20 protein-coding genes and 1 tRNA gene are annotated in these 18,409 nt (G+C 55.0%); 5 read left to right on the forward strand and 16 right to left on the reverse strand.

From position 1 onward, the window contains the following. Nucleotides 1–142 precede the first annotated feature (142 nt). Entirely contained in the window at nucleotides 143–1,444 is a 1,302-nt protein-coding gene (locus KGFNPO_RS13860; protein WP_472631827.1) for a DUF445 domain-containing protein, read from the reverse strand. A 308-nt stretch (nucleotides 1,445–1,752) separates the two neighbouring features. On the opposite strand from KGFNPO_RS13860, the gene KGFNPO_RS13865 reads away from it, so the two are divergent. Beyond that, nucleotides 1,753–3,312, forward strand: a complete 1,560-nt coding sequence (locus KGFNPO_RS13865) for a glucan biosynthesis protein G (protein WP_472631828.1) — start codon at nucleotides 1,753–1,755, stop codon at nucleotides 3,310–3,312. After that, on the forward strand, nucleotides 3,285–5,975 hold the full coding sequence (gene mdoH, locus KGFNPO_RS13870) for a glucans biosynthesis glucosyltransferase MdoH (RefSeq protein ID WP_472634488.1): 2,691 nt from the start codon (nucleotides 3,285–3,287) through the stop codon (nucleotides 5,973–5,975). The genes KGFNPO_RS13865 and mdoH overlap by 28 nt, the downstream gene beginning before the upstream one ends. 67 nt (nucleotides 5,976–6,042) lie before the next feature. On the opposite strand, the gene KGFNPO_RS13875 is transcribed toward mdoH, so the two are convergent. The 6 genes from KGFNPO_RS13875 to petA form a co-directional block, all read right to left on the reverse strand. Further along, a tRNA-Thr gene (locus tag KGFNPO_RS13875) sits at nucleotides 6,043–6,118 on the reverse strand. An 18-nt stretch (nucleotides 6,119–6,136) separates the two neighbouring features. Next, entirely contained in the window at nucleotides 6,137–6,652 is a 516-nt protein-coding gene (locus KGFNPO_RS13880; RefSeq protein WP_472631829.1) for a ClpXP protease specificity-enhancing factor, read from the reverse strand. Between the two features lie 112 nt (nucleotides 6,653–6,764). Beyond that, a complete protein-coding gene (locus KGFNPO_RS13885; RefSeq protein WP_472613534.1) occupies nucleotides 6,765–7,376 on the reverse strand; it encodes a glutathione S-transferase N-terminal domain-containing protein in 612 nt (203 codons plus the stop codon). A gap of 85 nt (nucleotides 7,377–7,461) precedes the next feature. Then, nucleotides 7,462–8,223: a cytochrome c1 gene (locus KGFNPO_RS13890; RefSeq protein ID WP_472631830.1), complete on the reverse strand. Its 762-nt coding sequence runs from the start codon at nucleotides 8,221–8,223 to the stop codon at nucleotides 7,462–7,464. Nucleotides 8,224–8,244: 21 nt separating this feature from the next. Further along, nucleotides 8,245–9,657, reverse strand: coding sequence for a cytochrome b (locus KGFNPO_RS13895; RefSeq protein ID WP_472634489.1), 1,413 nt, complete (start codon nucleotides 9,655–9,657; stop codon nucleotides 8,245–8,247). Beyond that, nucleotides 9,657–10,271 (reverse strand): ubiquinol-cytochrome c reductase iron-sulfur subunit, encoded by a 615-nt coding sequence (gene petA, locus KGFNPO_RS13900; RefSeq protein ID WP_472631831.1) that lies wholly within the window; start codon nucleotides 10,269–10,271, stop codon nucleotides 9,657–9,659. Before petA ends, KGFNPO_RS13895 begins: the two co-directional genes overlap by 1 nt. Nucleotides 10,272–10,558: 287 nt before the next feature. Here petA and mscL point away from each other — a divergent pair, with 287 nt between their 5' ends. Then, entirely contained in the window at nucleotides 10,559–10,975 is a 417-nt protein-coding gene (gene mscL / locus KGFNPO_RS13905; RefSeq protein WP_472631832.1) for a large conductance mechanosensitive channel protein MscL, read from the forward strand. 12 nt (nucleotides 10,976–10,987) lie between these two features. On the opposite strand, the gene KGFNPO_RS13910 is transcribed toward mscL, so the two are convergent. Further along, entirely contained in the window at nucleotides 10,988–11,755 is a 768-nt protein-coding gene (locus KGFNPO_RS13910) for a Nif3-like dinuclear metal center hexameric protein (RefSeq protein ID WP_472631833.1), read from the reverse strand. A 16-nt stretch (nucleotides 11,756–11,771) separates the two neighbouring features. On the opposite strand from KGFNPO_RS13910, the gene KGFNPO_RS13915 reads away from it, so the two are divergent. Then, nucleotides 11,772–12,938, forward strand: coding sequence for a Do family serine endopeptidase (locus KGFNPO_RS13915; RefSeq protein WP_472631834.1), 1,167 nt, complete (start codon nucleotides 11,772–11,774; stop codon nucleotides 12,936–12,938). 52 nt (nucleotides 12,939–12,990) lie between these two features. Next, a complete protein-coding gene (locus KGFNPO_RS13920) occupies nucleotides 12,991–13,683 on the forward strand; it encodes a DUF2461 domain-containing protein (RefSeq protein WP_472631835.1) in 693 nt (230 codons plus the stop codon). Between the two features lie 79 nt (nucleotides 13,684–13,762). On the opposite strand, the gene tatC is transcribed toward KGFNPO_RS13920, so the two are convergent. From tatC to hisA, 8 genes are all read right to left on the reverse strand, one after another. Then, on the reverse strand, nucleotides 13,763–14,533 hold the full coding sequence (gene tatC, locus KGFNPO_RS13925; RefSeq protein WP_472613541.1) for a twin-arginine translocase subunit TatC: 771 nt from the start codon (nucleotides 14,531–14,533) through the stop codon (nucleotides 13,763–13,765). A gap of 183 nt (nucleotides 14,534–14,716) precedes the next feature. Continuing rightward, a complete protein-coding gene (gene tatB, locus KGFNPO_RS13930; RefSeq protein WP_472631836.1) occupies nucleotides 14,717–15,211 on the reverse strand; it encodes a Sec-independent protein translocase protein TatB in 495 nt (164 codons plus the stop codon). Between the two features lie 78 nt (nucleotides 15,212–15,289). After that, a complete protein-coding gene (tatA, locus tag KGFNPO_RS13935; RefSeq protein WP_472631837.1) occupies nucleotides 15,290–15,514 on the reverse strand; it encodes a Sec-independent protein translocase subunit TatA in 225 nt (74 codons plus the stop codon). A 111-nt stretch (nucleotides 15,515–15,625) separates the two neighbouring features. Continuing rightward, entirely contained in the window at nucleotides 15,626–15,997 is a 372-nt protein-coding gene (locus KGFNPO_RS13940; protein WP_472631838.1) for a histidine triad nucleotide-binding protein, read from the reverse strand. Nucleotides 15,998–16,089: 92 nt separating this feature from the next. Next, nucleotides 16,090–16,461, reverse strand: a complete 372-nt coding sequence (locus KGFNPO_RS13945) for a phosphoribosyl-ATP diphosphatase (RefSeq protein WP_472613545.1) — start codon at nucleotides 16,459–16,461, stop codon at nucleotides 16,090–16,092. Continuing rightward, nucleotides 16,458–16,862, reverse strand: coding sequence for a phosphoribosyl-AMP cyclohydrolase (gene hisI / locus KGFNPO_RS13950; protein ID WP_472631839.1), 405 nt, complete (start codon nucleotides 16,860–16,862; stop codon nucleotides 16,458–16,460). Before hisI ends, KGFNPO_RS13945 begins: the two co-directional genes overlap by 4 nt. Further along, nucleotides 16,859–17,623 carry an imidazole glycerol phosphate synthase subunit HisF gene (hisF, locus tag KGFNPO_RS13955; protein WP_472631840.1) on the reverse strand — a complete coding sequence of 255 codons (765 nt, stop codon included), beginning with the start codon at nucleotides 17,621–17,623 and terminating at the stop codon, nucleotides 16,859–16,861. Before hisF ends, hisI begins: the two co-directional genes overlap by 4 nt. A 14-nt stretch (nucleotides 17,624–17,637) precedes the next feature. Further along, nucleotides 17,638–18,402: a 1-(5-phosphoribosyl)-5-[(5-phosphoribosylamino)methylideneamino]imidazole-4-carboxamide isomerase gene (gene hisA, locus KGFNPO_RS13960; protein ID WP_472631841.1), complete on the reverse strand. Its 765-nt coding sequence runs from the start codon at nucleotides 18,400–18,402 to the stop codon at nucleotides 17,638–17,640. Nucleotides 18,403–18,409: the final 7 nt, after the last annotated feature.

The raw sequence follows: 18,409 nt of genomic DNA on the forward strand, positions 1-18,409 counted from the left end.
CACAAAGTTGGTTTGGTAGGTTGGGCTAACGCCTTATCAGCCCAACATCGCAGCCCAACATTCTGCTCAGAATGTTGGGCTGCGCAAGCTCAGCGCCAACCTACCGTATTCCGGCACGGCCGGCCTAATCTCAAATCTCAAATCAGCTCAGCCATTGGCTGAAAACGTGAATCAGCAGCCCGACGATGCCGCCCACCAGCGTGCCGTTCAAACGGATGAATTGCAGGTCGCGACCGATATTCAATTCCAGTTTATCGACGATTTCATCATCTTTCCATTCGCGCATTTTGGCCGTAATGAAGCCGCCGATGCGTGGCCGATATTCCTCGATCAGAGGCGGCGCTGCCTGAATGATCTGCGTGTTGATCCACTGTTGCATCGCGCGGTCGTCGCGCAAGGCCAGCGCCAGCCGGTGCGTGACGGCGGCCACTTTGGTGCGCACGCTGGAATCGGCGCGCTGCAAATCGTGCTGCAGCCATTGCCGGAAATCCTGCCATAGTCCGTGCAGATAATCCGACAGCCTGGCGTCGCCTGCCAACTGCTGCTGGAACTGTTCGATGCGAAAACGGTAGTCCGGATCACTCTTCAATTTCACAATCAGATTAGCCACCATGCGGTTGAAATCCAGCCGTAACTGATGCTGCGGGTCGGCATTGATTTCGTGCAGCAGCTGCAAGATGCCGGCCACGATTTTTTCGGCGGCGATCCTGCCGCCGGCCATTTTCAGGCGCGCAAAGTACAGCGGTAATTCATTCGCCAGCATCTGTTCGATCCGCTCCAGCACCTCCGGCTTGGCAAGAGCCGCTTCGATTGCTTTCAGCAACTGATCGAGCAACGCCTGATGACGATCGTCCAGGGTCAGTATGTCGAGCACACTGCCGGCCAACTGCGCCAGATCGAAGCGTGCGATGTGCGCGGTCACCGTGCGGTGCAGGTAGTTCCTGACTTCGTCGTCATTGAGCGCGTTGAGCGCGTAGGAAAAGCCGCGTACCGCCAGATCGCCGAAGCGCTCGGCATTGACTTCTTGCGCAAACCAGGCGGCGATTCTGGCTGCCGGATCGAACTCGCGGATCACATGCAGCACGCGCTCGGTGGCGAAGAATTCGCCCTGCACGAACTGGCCCAGATTGGCGGCGATGCGTTCCTTGTTGGCCGGGATGATCGCGGTGTGCGGAATGAAGCGCAGTCCGAGCGGATGGCGAAACAGCGCCACCACCGCGAACCAGTCGGCCAGCGCGCCGACCATCGCCGCTTCGGCAAACGCAGCGATGTACGGCAACCACAGCAACGACGGATAGTGCGCCTTGAAATAGGTGGCCAACGCGAACACCAGCGCTGCCAGCAGCAGCAAGCCGTTGGCCAGCCACTGCATGCGCCGCAGCCGGCTGCGCTTGGCGTTGTTTTCCGCCGCGGCGGCTTGCCGCATTTGTTCGCCAGATGCCATCATGGGCCTTCCGATTTTTCTCAATAATCAAATTATATGGGAGTATGATTAAAAAACCATGTAATTGCGCATAGTTTTATTGCGGGATTAAAAATACACTGTTTAGTATCTATAACGGCGTCAGCGCTTGCGGGAACCGATTTCAGCTGCGTGGCAGGCTCCAAGCAGCCCGTTTGGCCGGTTCGTTCTAAATAACTATTCCCCCGCTATCTTTCACCGGGAACGAAAAGCCAATGTTGCCATCTAATCCAGTTATTAGCGCAGTTCGCAGTTAGTTATTAGTAAGTTCAAGTTCACACGGGATTCCAATGCATATAAAAAAAATGAACCGGGCGGCGGTGCAGGCTGCTCCGGCGGCACTTTGGCGTTTAGTGGCATCGATGTTGGCTTTGTGCATAGCGCTGGCGGGCACCAGCGCATTCGCGTTCGGTTTTGCCGATGTCGCGCAACAGGCCAAGCAATTGGCGCAGAGCGCCTATAAAAAACCGGCCAGCAATTTGCCGAATGCAATCGAAAACCTCAGCTACGATCAATATCGGGACATCCGATTCAATACGGACAAGTCAATGTGGCGCAGCGCCAAATTGCCGTTCGAGGTCGCGTTTTTTCATCAAGGACTGTTTTACGATCATCCGGTGAAGATCAATGAAATCGCTGGCAAAAAAGTGCGCGAAATCAAGTTCGACCCGCAAGCGTTCAACTACGGTAAAAACGAGATCGATCCGCAACAATTGCAGCAACTCGGCTTCGCCGGTTTTCGTGTGCACTTCCCGTTAAATACACAAAAATACAAGGACGAGGCGATGGTATTTCTCGGCGCCAGCTATTTTCGTGCGCTCGGCAAGGGGCAGTTGTACGGAATTTCGGCGCGCGGACTGGCACTCGATACCGCGCTGAATTCCGGCGAGGAATTCCCGCAGTTCACTGAATTCTGGCTGGAACGGCCGCAGGCGAAAGATAAGAATTTAACGATTTACGCGCTGCTGAACTCGCGCCGCGTCACCGGCGCTTACCGCTTCGTGCTCAAGCCGGGTGCCGAAACCGCGGTCGAGGTCAAGGCGCAGCTGTATTTGCGCGAAAACGTTACGATTCTCGGCATCGCGCCGCTGACCAGCATGTATTTTTTCGGTGAAAACCAGCGTTCGGAGGTCGAGGATCATCGGCCCGAAGTGCATGATTCCGACGGCCTGTCGGTGCAATCCGGCACCGGCGAATGGCTCTGGCGGCCGCTGGTCAATCCGAAGCGGCTGCTGGTCACCTCGTTTGCGCTGGACAACCCGCAGGGTTTTGGCATGATGCAGCGCGACCGCGCATTTGCCGATTACCAGGATCTGGAAGCGCACTACGAAAAGCGCCCGAGCGTGTGGATTGAACCGAAGGGCAAATGGGGCAAGGGCCGGATCGAACTGGTGCAGATCCCGACGCCGGACGAAACCAACGACAACGCGGTCGCCTTCTGGGTGCCGAGCCTGATGCCGAAACCCGGCCAGCCATTTGACATCGAATACCGGATGCTGTGGCAAAAAGAATCTGAAACGCAGCCGCCGCTGTCGTGGGTAACGCAAACCCGGCGCGGCCACGGCTATACGCGCAAAGTGGATGACAGCATCGCACTGATCGTTGATTTTGAAGGCCCGGCACTGAAAAAATTGCCGGCGGATGCGAAACTGGAAGGCATCGTCACCGCAGACGCCAACGGTAAGCTGATGGAAATCAACACCTATCGCAACGGCGAAACCGGCGGCTGGCGCATGGCGGTGCGGCTGCGCCGCATCGACGATGCCAAGCCGGTCGAATTGCGCGGTCACCTGCGCAGCGGCACCGACACTCTGTCCGAAACCTGGAGCTACATATTACCAACCAACTGAGTACGCCTCCCGCAGAGGCCGAGTTGGCGCCGGTGCACAGTAATGTGCATTGCGCTGACTCCATCGACCGCTATCTTGACCGCCTGCCGCTGACCACGCTGCAGCGGCAGGCCTTGCAGAATGCCACCACCGCCCGCTGCGGCGACGACCAGCCGCAGCGGGCGATGCGCGCGCTGCACCAGACGCTGGCCGACGGCGCCAGCAACGACAGCGATAGCGACAACCCGGCCTATGCGTCGGTTGCGACGCGTTTGCAGTTGGCCTATCAACCCTCGCCACCGGCAGAATTGCCGTCGCAACCGGTGTCAGCTCCGGCACCAACCATCGACATTGACCATTGCGGCCGCAGCCGGGTTAGCACTACGCCGCCGCTGAACCGCGTTTCGATGGTGCCGCAGCCATGGGGCGCATTGAATCCGCTGACCCGTTGGCTGCACACACTGAGCGGCAATCATGATCGCGCCGCGCAAACCATCCGCACCGGGCCGCCGCCGGCCGACGCCCCCGATCCGGATGGCAACTGGCAGCGCGGCGGCGGCTGGCGGCGGCTGATCCTGCTGTTCCTGATGTTTGGGCAAACCGGACTGGCCACCTATTTCATGAGCGCAGTGTTGCCGTACCACGGCACCAGGCCAATGGAAATCGTGACGCTGGCGCTGTTCACCATTCTGTTCTGCTGGGTCTCGGCCGGCTTCTGGACCGCGATGGCTGGTTTCCTGGTGCTGTTGCGCGGCGGCGATAGCTACATGATTTCATCCAGCGACACCGGCAACCTTGCCGACGGGTCGAACAATGCATCGATCGATCCCGCAGCCCGGACCGCGATTGTGATGCCGATTTGCAATGAAGACGTGAACCGTGTCTTCGCCGGCCTGCGCGCTACTTACGAGTCGGTGCGACGCAATGGCACGCTGCAGAATTTCGATTTCTTCGTCCTGAGCGACAGCAACCAGCCCGACCTGTGCGTGGCCGAACTGGCCGCCTGGAATCGGCTGTGCCAGGCGGTCGACGGTTTTGGCCGCATCTTCTACCGGCGTCGGCTGCGGCGGGTCAAGCGCAAGAGCGGCAACATTGATAATTTCTGTCGGCGCTGGGGCAGCAACTATCGCTACATGATCGTGCTGGATGCCGACAGCGTGATGAGCGGCGACTGCCTGGCCAAACTGGTGCGGCTGATGGAAGCCAACTCCGGTGCCGGCATCATCCAGACCGCGCCGCGCGCATCCGGGCGCGACACGCTGTATGCGCGCATCCAGCAATTTTCGACGCGCGTCTACGGCCCGTTATTTACCGCTGGCTTGCACTACTGGCAACTGGGCGAGTCGCATTACTGGGGCCACAACGCGATCATCCGCTTGGCGCCATTCATCCGGCACTGCGCGCTGGCGCCGCTGCCTGGACGCGGCTCGCTGGCCGGCGAAATCCTGTCGCACGATTTCGTCGAAGCGGCGCTTATGCGGCGCGCCGGCTGGGCGGTCTGGATCGCCTACGATCTGGTAGGCAGCTACGAAGAAATGCCGCCGAACCTGCTGGACGAACTGAAGCGCGACCGCCGCTGGTGCCACGGCAACCTGATGAACTTCAGATTATTTCTGGCGCACGGCATGCACCCGGTGCACCGCGCGGTATTCGCCACCGGCGTCATGGCCTATCTGTCGGCACCGCTGTGGTTTTTGTTCCTTGCCCTGTCGACTGGCATGCTGGCGTCGCACATGCTGACGCTGCCGGAGTATTTCATCGAGCCGCGCCAGCTGTTTCCGATCTGGCCGGAATGGCATCCGGATAAAGCGGTGGCCTTGTTTTCCGCCACTGCCACATTGCTGTTTTTGCCGAAAATCCTGAGCGTACTGCTGATCTGCGTGCAGGGTGCGAAACGTTTCGGCGGCAGCCTGCATGTGACCCTCAGCATGCTGATGGAACTGGTATTTTCGGCGCTGCTGGCGCCGGTGCGGATGCTGTTCCACTCACGTTTCGTGGCCGCTGCGTTTCTCGGCTGGGAGATGCACTGGAAGTCGCCACCGCGTGACAACGCTGAAACCAGCTGGGGCGAAGCGGTGCGCAAGCACGGCGGCCATACGCTGCTGGGACTGGTTTGGGGTGGCGGCGTGTTCTGGCTGAACCCATCGTTTCTGTGGTGGCTGCTGCCGATCGTCGGCGCACTGATGTTGTCGATTCCTCTGTCAGTGTTCTCCAGCCGGGTGTCGCTCGGACGTCGCATGCGCCGCCTGCGCCTGTTCCTGATTCCCGAAGAGATGAAGCCGCCGCCGGAATTGCGCGCCACCAATGCCCATTTCGCAGCGACGCCGCCCGCGCCGGCTTTTGCAGATGCGGTGGTCGATCCGTTGCTTAACGCGCTGCTGTGCGCCTGCGCCACCTCGCGTCCCGGTTTGCCCAAGGCTACACGCGAGCAGCACATGGAATTGGCAGTCGTCGCGCTGGAACATGGCGCCGATGCACTGACACCGGAGCAGGCCAACCTGCTGCTGCAAGATCCGCTGGCACTCTCGCGGCTGCACTTCGATGTCTGGTGCGCGCCGCAGGCACATCCGCAATGGCGCCTGCTAACTACAATGACACCTGTAGCGAAACCACACCACGACGGAGAGGGTTCGCTGCTAATCAAATCTGGAAGCTCGTTACACAGTAACTACACAGCGCCATGAAGGAAGTCAAAAAGAAAAAAGGGTTACAAGCCGAAGCGTGTAACCCTTTGATTTTTCTGCTTTATTCTGGTGCCGGCTGCCGGAATCGAACTGGCCACCTGATGATTACAAGTCAACTGCTCTACCAAATGAGCTAAGCCGGCGAAAAGCGATATTATAAACTACTTGATTCTAGTTAGTACAGGTCTTCCCGATTTTTTTGATGAATTCGGCGTTTCAGGATCATCCTTGCCAGCCACATCCTGTGCCTTTTCGACGACGGCCGGCACGGCTGCCAAAGCCGGGGCATTTTTCATTGCGTTGCCTGCAGTGTTTCCTGCATTGCTATCCTGATGCGGCGCAATTGCGGCTTGGTCTGCTTGCGCATCCTGGGGCTCGAATGCCATGCCCTGACCGTTTTCATGGGCATAGATTGCCATGACCCCTTCAACTGCGACTGAAATCTGGCGCGACACACCGCCAAAGCGGGCACTGAAACTGACGAAGTCACTTTCCATCTTCAGATTGCTGGTAGCGCTAAAACTGATGTTCAACACGATCTCGCCATTGCGGACGAACTCCATCGGAACACGGCTGCGCGCATCAACCTTGACTGCAAGATACGGCGTATAACCGCTGTCGGTGCACCATTCGTAAATGGCGCGCAATAAATAAGGCTTGGTGGAAAGTTCGGACATATTGCAAATGCAGTAAAAAGGTTTTGCCTAGAAATCGTTCAGGTTGCTGCAAACTGCAACAGCGGCATACGGCTGCCCCAACCTGAACGCGTACTTGCTGAATGCGACCGGTTTAACGGCGCATGACTTTTTCAGAAGGAGTCAAGGCTTCAATATACGCCGGACGCGAAAAAATGCGTTCAGCGTATTTCATGATCGGCACCGCCGTTTTCGACAGTTCAATACCGTAGTGGTCAAGACGCCATAACAGTGGTGCAATTGCGACGTCGAGCATGGAGAAATCATCACCCAGCATATATTTGTTCTTCAAGAACAATGGCGCAAGCGTTGTCAGCCGATCGCGGATTTCGATACGCGCCTTTTCTTGACTCTTTTCTGCGCCCTTGGTTTTCTCATTTTCCAGAGTATGGACGTGAATGAACAACTCTTTTTCAAAATTAAACAGCATTAACCGAGCCCGTGCCCGCATTAATGGATCTGCCGGCATCAATTGCGGATGCGGGAAACGCTCGTCGATGTATTCATTGATGATGTTCGATTCATACAGGATCAAATCGCGCTCGACCAGAATCGGCACTTGGCCGTATGGGTTCATCGTAGAGATGTCCTCTGGCTTATTGAACAGGTCAACATCGCGGATTTCAAAATCCATGCCTTTTTCAAACAGGACCAGACGGCAACGTTGCGAGAATGGGCAGGTTGTACCCGAATAGAGAACCATCATTTTATAGTTCCTTTAAAAAACAAAGGGGCGAGACGTAAAACGGCTCACCCGAAAATATCCGCCCGCGAGGTGCGGGCGCATGATATTACTTGATATCTTTCCAGAAGGCAGCATTCAAACGCCAGGCGACGACAAAGAATATCCCGAGGAAAAGCAGCACCCAGACGCCCAGACGTTTGCGAGTATTTTGTATAGGCTCACCCATCCATTGCAGATAGCCGACCAGGTCGCCAACGGCAGCATCATAATCATTGGTGGATAATTTTCCCGCTGTAGCCTGCTCGAATCCGGCAAATTTATGTATTACGCCAGTTCCGTGCGGATCTTTTTCCTCCACAAACTTGGCCGTGCGCGTACCTTGCAACTCCCACAAAACATGCGGCATCCCAACATTCGGAAATACCATGTTATTCCAGCCAGTTGGACGCGTATTGTCTTTGTAGTAGGTGCGCAAATACGTGTACAGATAGTCTGAACCTGAGCCAGCGCCGGAAGAACGCGCCCGAGCAATCACGGACAGATCCGGTGGCACCACGCCAAACCATTCTTTGGCATCTTTGGCGGTCATCGTTGTTTGCATCAGATCACCGACCTTTTCACCGGTAAACATCAGATTGGTCTTGATCTGATCGTCAGTCAGACCGATATCCCCGAGGCGGTTGTAACGCATCGATGCGGCCGCATGGCAGTTCAGGCAATAATTAACGAAAAGCTTGGCGCCGTTCTGCAAAGCGGCCATATCAGTGCTGCGATCTGGTGCGTGGTCCAGCGGAAAGCCGCCCTCTGATGCAAAAGCGAGAGCAGGCACCAGTGCAATGGCAGCAATCAGTTTTTTAAAAAATTTCATTTTGTAGTATCCCTTTTGCGCTTAGTGCGAATGAAAAGTGACACGGTCTGGCACGGTCTTGAATGTACCCATTGCGCTCCACCACGGCATTAACAAGAAGAAGCTAAAGTAGAACAGGGTGCACACTTGCGCAACAAGAGTGCGGGTAGCGGTAGGTGGTTGGGTACCGAGGTAACCAAGCGTCAGGAACGCGATGCCGAACAAGATGTATACGTACTTATGCCATTGCGGACGGTAGCGAATCGACTTGGCTTTCGAGTAATCCAACCAAGGCAGGAACGCCAGGATCACGACCGACAAACCGAACAAGACCACGCCCCAGAATTTCGCGTCCAGGATGCTTGGCAGCATACCGACGATGGCGATCAGTGCAATCACGGCAATGGCCGCCTTGATCTTGGTCGACAGGCGCGATTTGAGCCAAATGAACACGACGTAGGCGGCAATCGCAGCCATCAACACATACATAAAGTCCGCCGTGGTCGCACGCAGCACCGAGTAGAACGGCGTGAAGTACCAGGTTGGCGCAATGTGCAATGGCGTCGTCAGTGGATCGGCCGGGACGAAGTTATTGTACTCAAGGAAGTAGCCTCCCATTTCCGGAGCAAAAAATATGACTGCTGAGAATATGATCAGGAATGCAGTCACGCCCACCATGTCATGAACAGAGTAATACGGATGGAAAGGAATGCCGTCGAGCGGAACGCCGTTCGCATCTGTCGTGTCCTTGATCTCGATTCCGTCAGGGTTATTCGAACCTACTTCATGCAGCGCAATAATATGGGCGACAACCAAGCCCAACAGCACTAAAGGAACTGCAATAACGTGGAACGAGAAAAACCGATTCAGAGTCGCATCACCCACCACGTAATCCCCACGAATCCACAATGACAGATCTGGACCGATGAATGGAATGGCGCCGAACAAATTGACGATCACCTGCGCACCCCAGTAAGACATTTGCCCCCATGGCAATAAATAGCCCATGAAAGCTTCAGCCATCAGGCACAGGAAGATGCCGACACCAAACAACCAGACCAGTTCACGTGGCTTGCGGTAGGAACCGTAGAGCAAGCCGCGGACCATGTGCAGATAGACCACGATGAAAAATGCGGAAGCGCCTGTGGAATGCATATAGCGCACCAGCCAACCCCATGGCACGTCGCGCATGATGTACTCAACCGAGGAGAATGCGAGTGCCGCGTCAGGCTTGTAATGCATGGTCAAGAAAATTCCGGTAACGATCTGCATCACCAGCACCAGCATGGCGAGCGAACCGAAGAAATACCAGAAGTTAAAGTTTTTCGGTGCGTAATATTCGGACAAATGCGCTTTATAGGTCGATGTTAGCGGGAAGCGGGAATCAATCCAATTCATCGCCTTGGCAGCTAATGGTGCATCGGCCGGAAGTTGCTTTTCATGAAACGCCATGATTATGCCTCACCTTTCTCGTCTTTACCGATAATGATTTTGGAATCCGACAGATACATATGACGAGGGACGTCCAGATTGGTTGGCGAAGGCTTGTTCTTGTATACGCGCCCAGCCAGGTCGAATGTTGATCCATGGCAAGGGCAGAGAAAGCCGCCAGCCCAGTCATCCGGCAATGAAGGTTGTGCGCCAGCCTGAAACTTGGAGTTCGGAGAACAGCCCAGATGAGGGCAAATACCAACAGCGATCAAGACGTCCTTGTGTTCAGGACGTGACCGCGTATGCTTATCGCAATAGGACGGCAAATCCATCGTATAGGATTTTTCTGACACAGGGTCGGCCAGTTTATCCTCAATTTTGGACAATTCAGCCATCATTTCAGGGGTGCGCTTTAACAGCCATACTGGCTTGCCGCGCCAAGCTACAACTTTCATTTCACCTGGCTTCAGACTCGAGATATCCACCTCCACCGGCGCACCGGCAGCCTTAGCTCGCTCGGATGGCTGAAAGGTACTTACCAATGCTCCCGCCGTTGCCAAACCAGCCACGCCACCTATCGCAGCCGTGGCCACGAGCAAACCGCGTCGGCCCGAATCGACCTGCTTTTCGTTACTCATACCAACCCCAATCAGTCAAAATACGAAACTTGCGCGAAGCACCATTAGAAATTTATACAGGGCTTCTATCAACTCTAAATTATAACGGAGCTTGCGTTTCTTATAAAGAAAAATTACCAGCAGTCCAACTTACACAAGTTTTTATCGCAGGACGCTCTGGCAGCACCCATCAATGGAAAAACAGGCTCTAAGATCAAAATTCAATGGCTTGCATTCCGCTTGATTTCATGCAAAGTACAAAGCCAGAATCAAATTAAGCTTATAACAACGACAAGCAGGAGAATCCCATGAGCATGGTACGAGAATTTAAAAGCTTTATTTCCAGAGGCAACGTCATGGATCTGGCCGTCGGTGTAATTATCGGCGCAGCGTTCGGAAAAATTGTCGCTTCGCTAGTGGAAGACATCATCATGCCGATTGTCGGAACTATGGTGGGCGGACTGGATTTTTCCAACTATTACCTGCCGCTGAACGGGCAAAGCACCGGACTAGCACTGGCAGAGGCGAAAAAAGCGGGCGCTGTGCTGGCCTACGGCAACTTCATCACTATTTCGTTAAACTTTATCATTCTGGCTTTCATTATTTTCCAGATGATTCGCTTGTTTAATAAAATGAAACAGGCAGAACCGCCTCTCGCACCCGCAGTCACGCCAGAAGAGGTGATTCTGCTGCGCGAAATCCGCGATGCACTTAAAACCCGATAATCCCTCTATCCGCTACACCGGATTGTCGATATCAATAAAATGATGTGTAATGCCAAACTGCTGGGACAGAAATTGGCCCAGTGCCTGCACCCCGTAGCGTTCAGTCGCGTGATGACCACAAGCCAGGTAGGCAACGCCAGCTTCGCGCGCCAGATGGACGGTCGGCTCCGAGATTTCACCGCTTAGGTAAATATCCGCTCCAGCCGCAATGGCATCCACCATGAAATTTTGTGCCGCACCGGTACACCAGGCGATTCGGCGCACAGGCTGCGCCGAATCGCCTATAAGCAATGGCCGCCGGCCTAGTTTTGCTTCCACCAGGAGCGCCAGATCTGATGCGGTTCTGATAGATGCGTTCATGGCAGTGCCAAGACAACCTAAATCATCGGCGCCAAAGCGAGCATCCGTAGACAGTTCAAGCACTTTGGCTAGTTGCGCATTGTTTCCCAGGGTTGGATGCGCATCCAGCGGCAGATGATAGGCGAACAAGCTCATGTCGTGCGCTAGTAACAATTTCAATCTCTTTTGCTTGATGCCCACTATGCACGGATCTTCCCCGCGCCAGAAATAACCGTGGTGTACCAGTACTGCGTCCGCCTTCAGGTCGATTGCAGCTTCAAGCAAGGCCAGATTGGCAGTCACTCCCGTGACGAGCGTTTTTATCGATGCAATTCCTGCCACCTGCAATCCGTTTGGACAATAATCGTTAAAACGTGTAATTTCCAAGGTGAGCGCTAGAAATTTTGCCAACTCATCCCTATTTACCGATTGTTGATTCATTTTCCCTTACCTTCATATGCGACGTTTTTGGTTATTATTTGCACAAGCCGTGACTATTGGTCTGGCCGTATGGTTCATTGTAACGACCTTGAAACCGGATTGGACCGGCAGACTTGGCGGCTCGCAAAACCTGCGCATTGCATCTTCTTCGGTATCAATACAGGAAGCGATGCCATCGCAGTCGCCAGCGCAAAATTCTTATCGGGACGCTGCCAAGCGCGCCATGCCCTCGGTGGTAAATATATACACCACCAAGGAAGCCAGGCAGCTGAAAAACCCCTACCTGGACGACCCTTTTTTCAAGAAATTCTTTGGCGACGGCTATGGCGCGCAGGAAGAAAAGCAATCGAGTCTCGGTTCCGGTGTCGTAATCAGCCAGCAAGGCTATATTTTGACCAACAATCATGTAGTCGAAGCAGCCGATGAAATTGAAGTAGCTCTTGCCGATGGGCGCAAGGCGGTTGCTAAAGTGGTGGGCGCCGACCCTGAAACAGACTTGGCCGTGATCAAGATCGATGTGCCGAATCTGCCTGCCATTACCTTGGGACGCATCGAACAAGTTCGGGTTGGCGATCCTGTACTTGCCATTGGCAATCCATTCGGTGTCGGTCAGACGGTCACCATGGGCATTATTTCGGCGTTGGGACGCAATCATCTTGGCATCAATACCTTCGAGAATTTCATCCAGACCGACGCCGCCATCAATCCAGGCAATTCGGGCGGTGCGCTGATCGACACCAATGGCAACCTGCTCGGCATCAACACTGCCATCTATTCCAGTAGCGGCGGTTCACTCGGAATCGGTTTTGCCATCCCGGTCTCGACCGTCAAGACAGTCATGGAATCGATCATAAGTACCGGCCAGGTAGTGCGCGGCTGGATCGGTGTCGAACCGCAAGATATCACGCCAGAACTGGCGGAAAGCTTTGGCCTGACCACGAAGGCCGGGGCCATCATCGCCGGCGTCCTGCGCGACGGCCCGGCCGATAAAGCCGGAATCAAGCCGGGCGACATACTGGTCGCGATTGAAGACAAGCCTGTCACCGATATCACGGAAATGCTCAACCTGATCGCGCAACTAACTCCCGGCAATAAGGCAAAATTCACCATTTCGCGCCGCAACCAGAAATCCGTAATACAAGTCACTATTGGCAAGCGCCCGAAAATTCAGCGCGAACAATGAAAATACGGACGATACTTCAGCACCACCCGCACCAGACCACACGATTTCCGCCATGCACATCCGTGACCTGATTCAGTTTCTCACTGAATTAAGCGAAAACAACAACCGCGCCTGGTTCGCAATGAACCGGCCGCGTTACGACATACTGCGCGAAGAATTTCTGGCGCTCGTCAGCGGCCTGATTGCCGAGATTGCTGTTTTTGATCCGCCCGTTGCCGGTTGCGATCCTAAAAAGGCCCTGTTCCGAATCAACCGCGACATGCGCTTCTCAAAGGATAAAAGACCCTACAAAACTACGTTTTCCGCTTCGATCTTGCCGAGCGGGCGCAAGAAACCGAGCGAGGGCGGCGGCCCGGTCTATTATTTTCTGATCAATGCGGCCGGACAACTGCAGTTTGGTGCCGGCGAATACGCGCCGCCACCACAGCGTTTGCGCGCCATTCGCCAGCAGATCACCATGGATGCGCAAGGCTTTGGCAAACTGCTCAAGGACAGGAAGCTGCAAGGCGCATTCGGCGGCTTCTATGAAGAAGGTAAATTGACACGCCCGCCCAAAGGATTCGCGGCAGATTTGCCGCATATCGAGCAAATCAAGCTAAAAAATTATTTCGTCTGGAAGGAGTCCGAGTTGAACCGGAACGCGCCGGAAGAAGCCACCGCGACCCTGCTTGCGGGTTTCCACGATGCTTATGCGCTGGTGGCGTGGCTGCGTGAGGTGCCGCAACTAGAGCAATGCTCTTCCTGAATTATTGCAGGGGTATATGTTAACTCCCCTTTGATTCAGTGCGAAAATTGCCATTGCATAGATGAGTATATGAACACACTCAGGCTTCAGGCGCTTCTTTAGCCGGTGCTTGCGTTGCCTTGGCAAAAATCGGGGCCACCAGCAACCCCAGTTCATACAACAGGCACATCGGCACTGCCAGTGAAAACTGGCTTACTACATCGGGCGGCGTCACGATGGCAGCGATCACGAAAGAACCGACGATGACGTAAGGCCGAATCGACTTCAATTTTTCCAGCGTCACCACCCCCATCCGCACCAGTACGATCACCACAATCGGCACCTCGAACGTCAAGCCGAAAGCCAGGCACATCGACATCACAAAATCCAGGTAATTCTCTATATCAGGCGCCACCGTGATGGAAGCGGGCGCGAATTCGTTAATGAATTTGAATACCCGGCCGAATACCAGAAAATAACAAAATGCAATTCCCGTCAAAAACAACAGCGACGAAGACACCACCAGCGGGATGACCAGTTTCTTTTCGTGCAGATACAATCCAGGCGCGATAAAGGCCCAGACCTGATATAACACCCAAGGCAAGGCCAGGATGAATGCCAGCAGGAGCGTGACCTTCATTGGCACCATGAAAGGGGAAATCACTCCGGTGGCGATCATCTTGGCGCCGGATGGTAATGAAGCCATCATGGGGCGTGCCAGGAAGTCGTAGATATGCGCCGGGCCGGGCCACAGGAACAACAGGCCGCAGATGATCAGCACACCAATCGAAGCCCGCACCAGTCGGTCGCGCAACTCGACCAGATGTGAAATGAAGGTGTCTTCCATACCTGTTTTTGGTTCTTCAGACATAGGGCTTGCTGGCATATAAATTAAGAGAGTGAATGGGGGCTTAACCCTGAAAAAAGCACTGCAGGAACCGGCCGATCTCCTGTGGATTCAAACCAAAGTGCGCACCGCAGTGCATCGAGCATCTTGCTGGCATCCGCTTTGGTTTGAACATTCCCAGCGTATGCGCCAGCCCGCGCTAGTGCGCTAGTGAAACGAGTGGGAAGTTTTGCTACCCGGACGATACCTCGAGACCCGCGCGGCGCCTGACAGCAGATGCGACTTGCCGCCATGACGCTGCTTGTACCAAGTGGGGATGGCCGATGTACGGGCCAATTTCTTCTTGCGAAAGCTCTTCGCTTTTGCAGCAACCTGCTCGTGCGGGGCGGTAGTGAATGTGTATGGCGTATCGCTGTCAAAACCACCTACAGCAGTCTTGAGTTCGCGCTCGGTGTCGGATAGATTGCGCGTGATCGAACTCTCGACGTCCTTGGCCGCTTCCTGCACTTCCTCCTGCATCTTGCGCAACTCATCGAGTTCCATCTCGCGACTGACCTCGGATTTCACATCATTTATATAACGCTGGGCACGCCCCAGTAATGAGCCCGCCATGCGCGCGACTTTCGGCAATTTTTCAGGGCCGATCACCACCAGCGCAACCACCCCGATCAATGCCAGTTTGGAAAGACCTAAATCAATCATAAGACTCTAGCGACAGCCAGCAAACAACACCAAGTACCGCGCATGGCGTCTGCCATGCGCGGTACCGACAGGCGCTGTTCAATCCTTCGTCTTCTCTTTCGATTCAACATCAATTGTGTTTTTTTCATTGGTTTGCGGCAAGTTCTTGGCTGCGGATTTTTCTTCCTCACCCTTGACGCCATCCTTGAAACCCTTGACTGCCTTGCCCAAGTCAGAACCCATACTACCTATTTTCTTGGTGCCGAACACCAGCATCACAATGACCAAGACAATCAGCCAATGCCAAATACTTAACGAACCCATGATTATTCCTTTCAAGACGGATCATTACCGCCAGAGTGTGCCTCATACGCTGACATTGTGCAGCAAATGCGCGAAAAAATTTACGACCATGCCGACCCAACTGCGCCGTTCCTAACGTCGGCCGCGCCACGGTTTCGGTCCACCGATCACATGCAGATGCAGATGGTACACCTCTTGACCGCCGTCAGGCCCCGTGTTGATCATTGTCTTGTAACCACCTGTTTGACCATTATTTTCGTCATTAGTTAGCGCGCAGCCGAATTCTTTTGCCAGTTTCGGCGCCAGCAGCAGCATCCGCGCCAACAGGTCGGCATGTTCGCTGCCGCAGTCCGATAACGTGTCGATATGCTGCTTCGGAATCACCAGCAAGTGTACCGGAGCGGCCGGATTATTGTCCTTGAATGCCAGCAGCGCATCATCTTCATAAACGATCTCGGCCGGTATGGTTTTTGCCGTAATCCTGCAAAATATGCAATTATCCAACATGACTCCATAATTAATGTAAAGCCGCGCAGCGACTCACTTTGCTCCCCTCGCCCGCTTGCGGGAGAGGGGTTGGGGGAGAGGGCCGCCATTCAGTTTTTGTGCGACTCTTCGGCGTCGCGCAAGATATCCTTGCGCGCCGCTTTTTCTTCGATGCCGGACAAACCTTCGCGCCGCGCCAACTCATCCAACACCTGTTGCGGCGTCAAACCGAACTGCGCCAGCATGACCAGTGAATGGAACCACAAGTCGGCACATTCATACAGTACTTTCGAAGCATCGCCGTCGATGCGCGCATCTTTTGCCGCCATCACGGTTTCGGTCGCCTCTTCGCCGATTTTTTTCAAGATAGCATCGTCGCCCTTGGCAAACAAACGCGCCACATACGACGTCTCCGGATTGCCGCCATTGGCCAACTTGCGCGACTCGATGACTGCAGCCAGTCGATTTAGTGTTTCACTCATTTATAAATGCTTTCAGGGTTCTTCAACACCGGATCGACTGCCTGCCAGACACCGTCAGCGGCAGCGCCTTCAAATTTCTGGAAGAAACAGGAATGTCGCCCGGTATGGCAGGCAATCCCATCGGTCTGCTCGACCTTTAGCAACACCACATCCTCGTCGCAATCCAGACGGATTTCATGCACTTTCTGGATATGCCCCGATTCTTCGCCCTTGTGCCAGAGTTTCTTGCGCGAGCGGCTCCAATATACGGCTTCTCCCAGTTGCACCGTCCGCGTCAGCGCATCGCGATTCATCCAGGCGAACATCAATACGTCATTGCTGCCCACTTCCTGTGCGATCACCGGCACCAGACCGTACTCGTCCCAGCGCACCTTGTTTAACCACTTGAAATTTGCGTTCATGCTAGCCTCATTGGAATGCCCTGCTCCGCCATGAAGCGCTTTGCTTCCTGCACAGTATGTTGGCCATAATGAAAAATACTGGCCGCCAGCACCGCATCGGCACACCCGACCTTGATGCCGTCGGCCAAATCCTGCAGACCGCCGACGCCACCGGATGCAATTACCGGGATGTTCACAGCGTCCGAAACGCCGCGCGTCAGGCCGAGGTCGAAGCCGACCTTGGTGCCGTCGCGATCCATGCTGGTAAGCAATATTTCACCGGCACCGAAGCTTTCCATTTTCTGTGCCCAGACGATTGCATCCAGGCCGGTCGGGTTGCGACCGCCGTGCGTAAACACTTCCCATTTGCCGGCGGCAGTCTGCTTGGCGTCAATCGCCACCACGATGCATTGCGAACCGTATTTTTGCGCAGCATCGAACACCAGTTGCGGGTTGGTCACCGCCGAGGTATTGATGCTGACCTTGTCGGCCCCGGCGTTCAGCAAGCGCCGCACATCTTCCACCACGCGCACCCCGCCGCCAACCGTCAGCGGAATGAACACTTGCGAGGCGACCGCCTCGATAATGTGCAAAATCAGGTCGCGCCCATCGCTGGATGCGGTGATATCGAGAAAAGTAATTTCGTCTGCGCCCTGTTCATCGTAACGACGGGCAATCTCGACCGGGTCGCCGGCATCGCGCAACTCAAGGAAATTGATGCCCTTGACCACGCGGCCGGCGGTGACGTCCAGGCAGGGAATGATGCGTTTGGCAAGTGTCATTTAATTTTCCATCGCTATGCACTCAACGCATCGGCGCGCGTTTGGGCTGACAGCAAATCGAGCGAACCTTCATAAATCGAGCGACCGCAAATCACGCCTTCGATGCCCTCGTCCTGCACTGCACACAGCGCTTCCACGTCGGTAATGTCATGTACGCCGCCGGATGCGATGACCGGAATCTTGACCGCCTGCGCCAGTTTCACCGTGGCTTCCACGTTGACGCCGCCCATCATGCCGTCGCGGCCGATATCGGTATAGATGATGGCTTCTACGCCATAACCTTCGAACTTCTTGGCCAGATCAATGACTTCATGACCGGACAGTTTGCTCCAGCCATCGGTGGCGACTTTGCCATCCTTGGCGTCCAGGCCGACGATGATCTGGCCCGGGAAGGCGCAGCAGGCATCATGCAGGAAGCCCGGATTTTTCACCGCTGCGGTGCCGATGATGATGTAGCTCAGGCCACTGTCCAGGTAGCGTTCGATCGTATCCAGATCGCGGATGCCGCCGCCCAGCTGGACCGGTATTTCCTCGATATCGTTATCGAGCGCGAACTCGCGCACCATCTGTAAAATCGATTTCACAGCCGATTCGTTCTTCGGTTTGCCCGCGAAAGCGCCGTTCAGGTCCACCAGATGCAGGCGGCGCGCGCCCTGCAACAGCCAGTGATGCGCCATTGCGGCCGGGTCTTTGGAAAATATGGTGGCTTGGTCCATGTCGCCTTGTTTAAGGCGTACGCATTGGCCGTCTTTAAGATCGATTGCAGGGATGAGCAGCATGGCGGGC

It is taken from the genome of Gelidimonas diazotrophica (assembly GCF_055694025.1).

What these genes read in the sequence shown, in the direction of transcription:
- KGFNPO_RS13860 (WP_472631827.1), bottom strand. Translation starts at nt 1,444, where the DNA reads ATGGCATCTGGCGAACAAATGCGGCAAGCCGCCGCGGCGGAAAACAAC.
- KGFNPO_RS13865 (WP_472631828.1), top strand. Translation starts at nt 1,753, where the DNA reads ATGCATATAAAAAAAATGAACCGGGCGGCGGTGCAGGCTGCTCCGGCG.
- KGFNPO_RS13880 (WP_472631829.1), bottom strand. Translation starts at nt 6,652, where the DNA reads ATGTCCGAACTTTCCACCAAGCCTTATTTATTGCGCGCCATTTACGAA.
- KGFNPO_RS13885 (WP_472613534.1), bottom strand. Translation starts at nt 7,376, where the DNA reads ATGATGGTTCTCTATTCGGGTACAACCTGCCCATTCTCGCAACGTTGC.
- KGFNPO_RS13890 (WP_472631830.1), bottom strand. Translation starts at nt 8,223, where the DNA reads ATGAAATTTTTTAAAAAACTGATTGCTGCCATTGCACTGGTGCCTGCT.
- petA (WP_472631831.1), bottom strand. Translation starts at nt 10,271, where the DNA reads ATGAGTAACGAAAAGCAGGTCGATTCGGGCCGACGCGGTTTGCTCGTG.
- mscL (WP_472631832.1), top strand. Translation starts at nt 10,559, where the DNA reads ATGAGCATGGTACGAGAATTTAAAAGCTTTATTTCCAGAGGCAACGTC.
- KGFNPO_RS13910 (WP_472631833.1), bottom strand. Translation starts at nt 11,755, where the DNA reads ATGAATCAACAATCGGTAAATAGGGATGAGTTGGCAAAATTTCTAGCG.
- KGFNPO_RS13915 (WP_472631834.1), top strand. Translation starts at nt 11,772, where the DNA reads ATGCGACGTTTTTGGTTATTATTTGCACAAGCCGTGACTATTGGTCTG.
- KGFNPO_RS13920 (WP_472631835.1), top strand. Translation starts at nt 12,991, where the DNA reads ATGCACATCCGTGACCTGATTCAGTTTCTCACTGAATTAAGCGAAAAC.
- tatC (WP_472613541.1), bottom strand. Translation starts at nt 14,533, where the DNA reads ATGTCTGAAGAACCAAAAACAGGTATGGAAGACACCTTCATTTCACAT.
- tatB (WP_472631836.1), bottom strand. Translation starts at nt 15,211, where the DNA reads ATGATTGATTTAGGTCTTTCCAAACTGGCATTGATCGGGGTGGTTGCG.
- tatA (WP_472631837.1), bottom strand. Translation starts at nt 15,514, where the DNA reads ATGGGTTCGTTAAGTATTTGGCATTGGCTGATTGTCTTGGTCATTGTG.
- KGFNPO_RS13945 (WP_472613545.1), bottom strand. Translation starts at nt 16,461, where the DNA reads ATGAGTGAAACACTAAATCGACTGGCTGCAGTCATCGAGTCGCGCAAG.
- hisI (WP_472631839.1), bottom strand. Translation starts at nt 16,862, where the DNA reads ATGAACGCAAATTTCAAGTGGTTAAACAAGGTGCGCTGGGACGAGTAC.
- hisF (WP_472631840.1), bottom strand. Translation starts at nt 17,623, where the DNA reads ATGACACTTGCCAAACGCATCATTCCCTGCCTGGACGTCACCGCCGGC.
- hisA (WP_472631841.1), bottom strand. Translation starts at nt 18,402, where the DNA reads ATGCTGCTCATCCCTGCAATCGATCTTAAAGACGGCCAATGCGTACGC.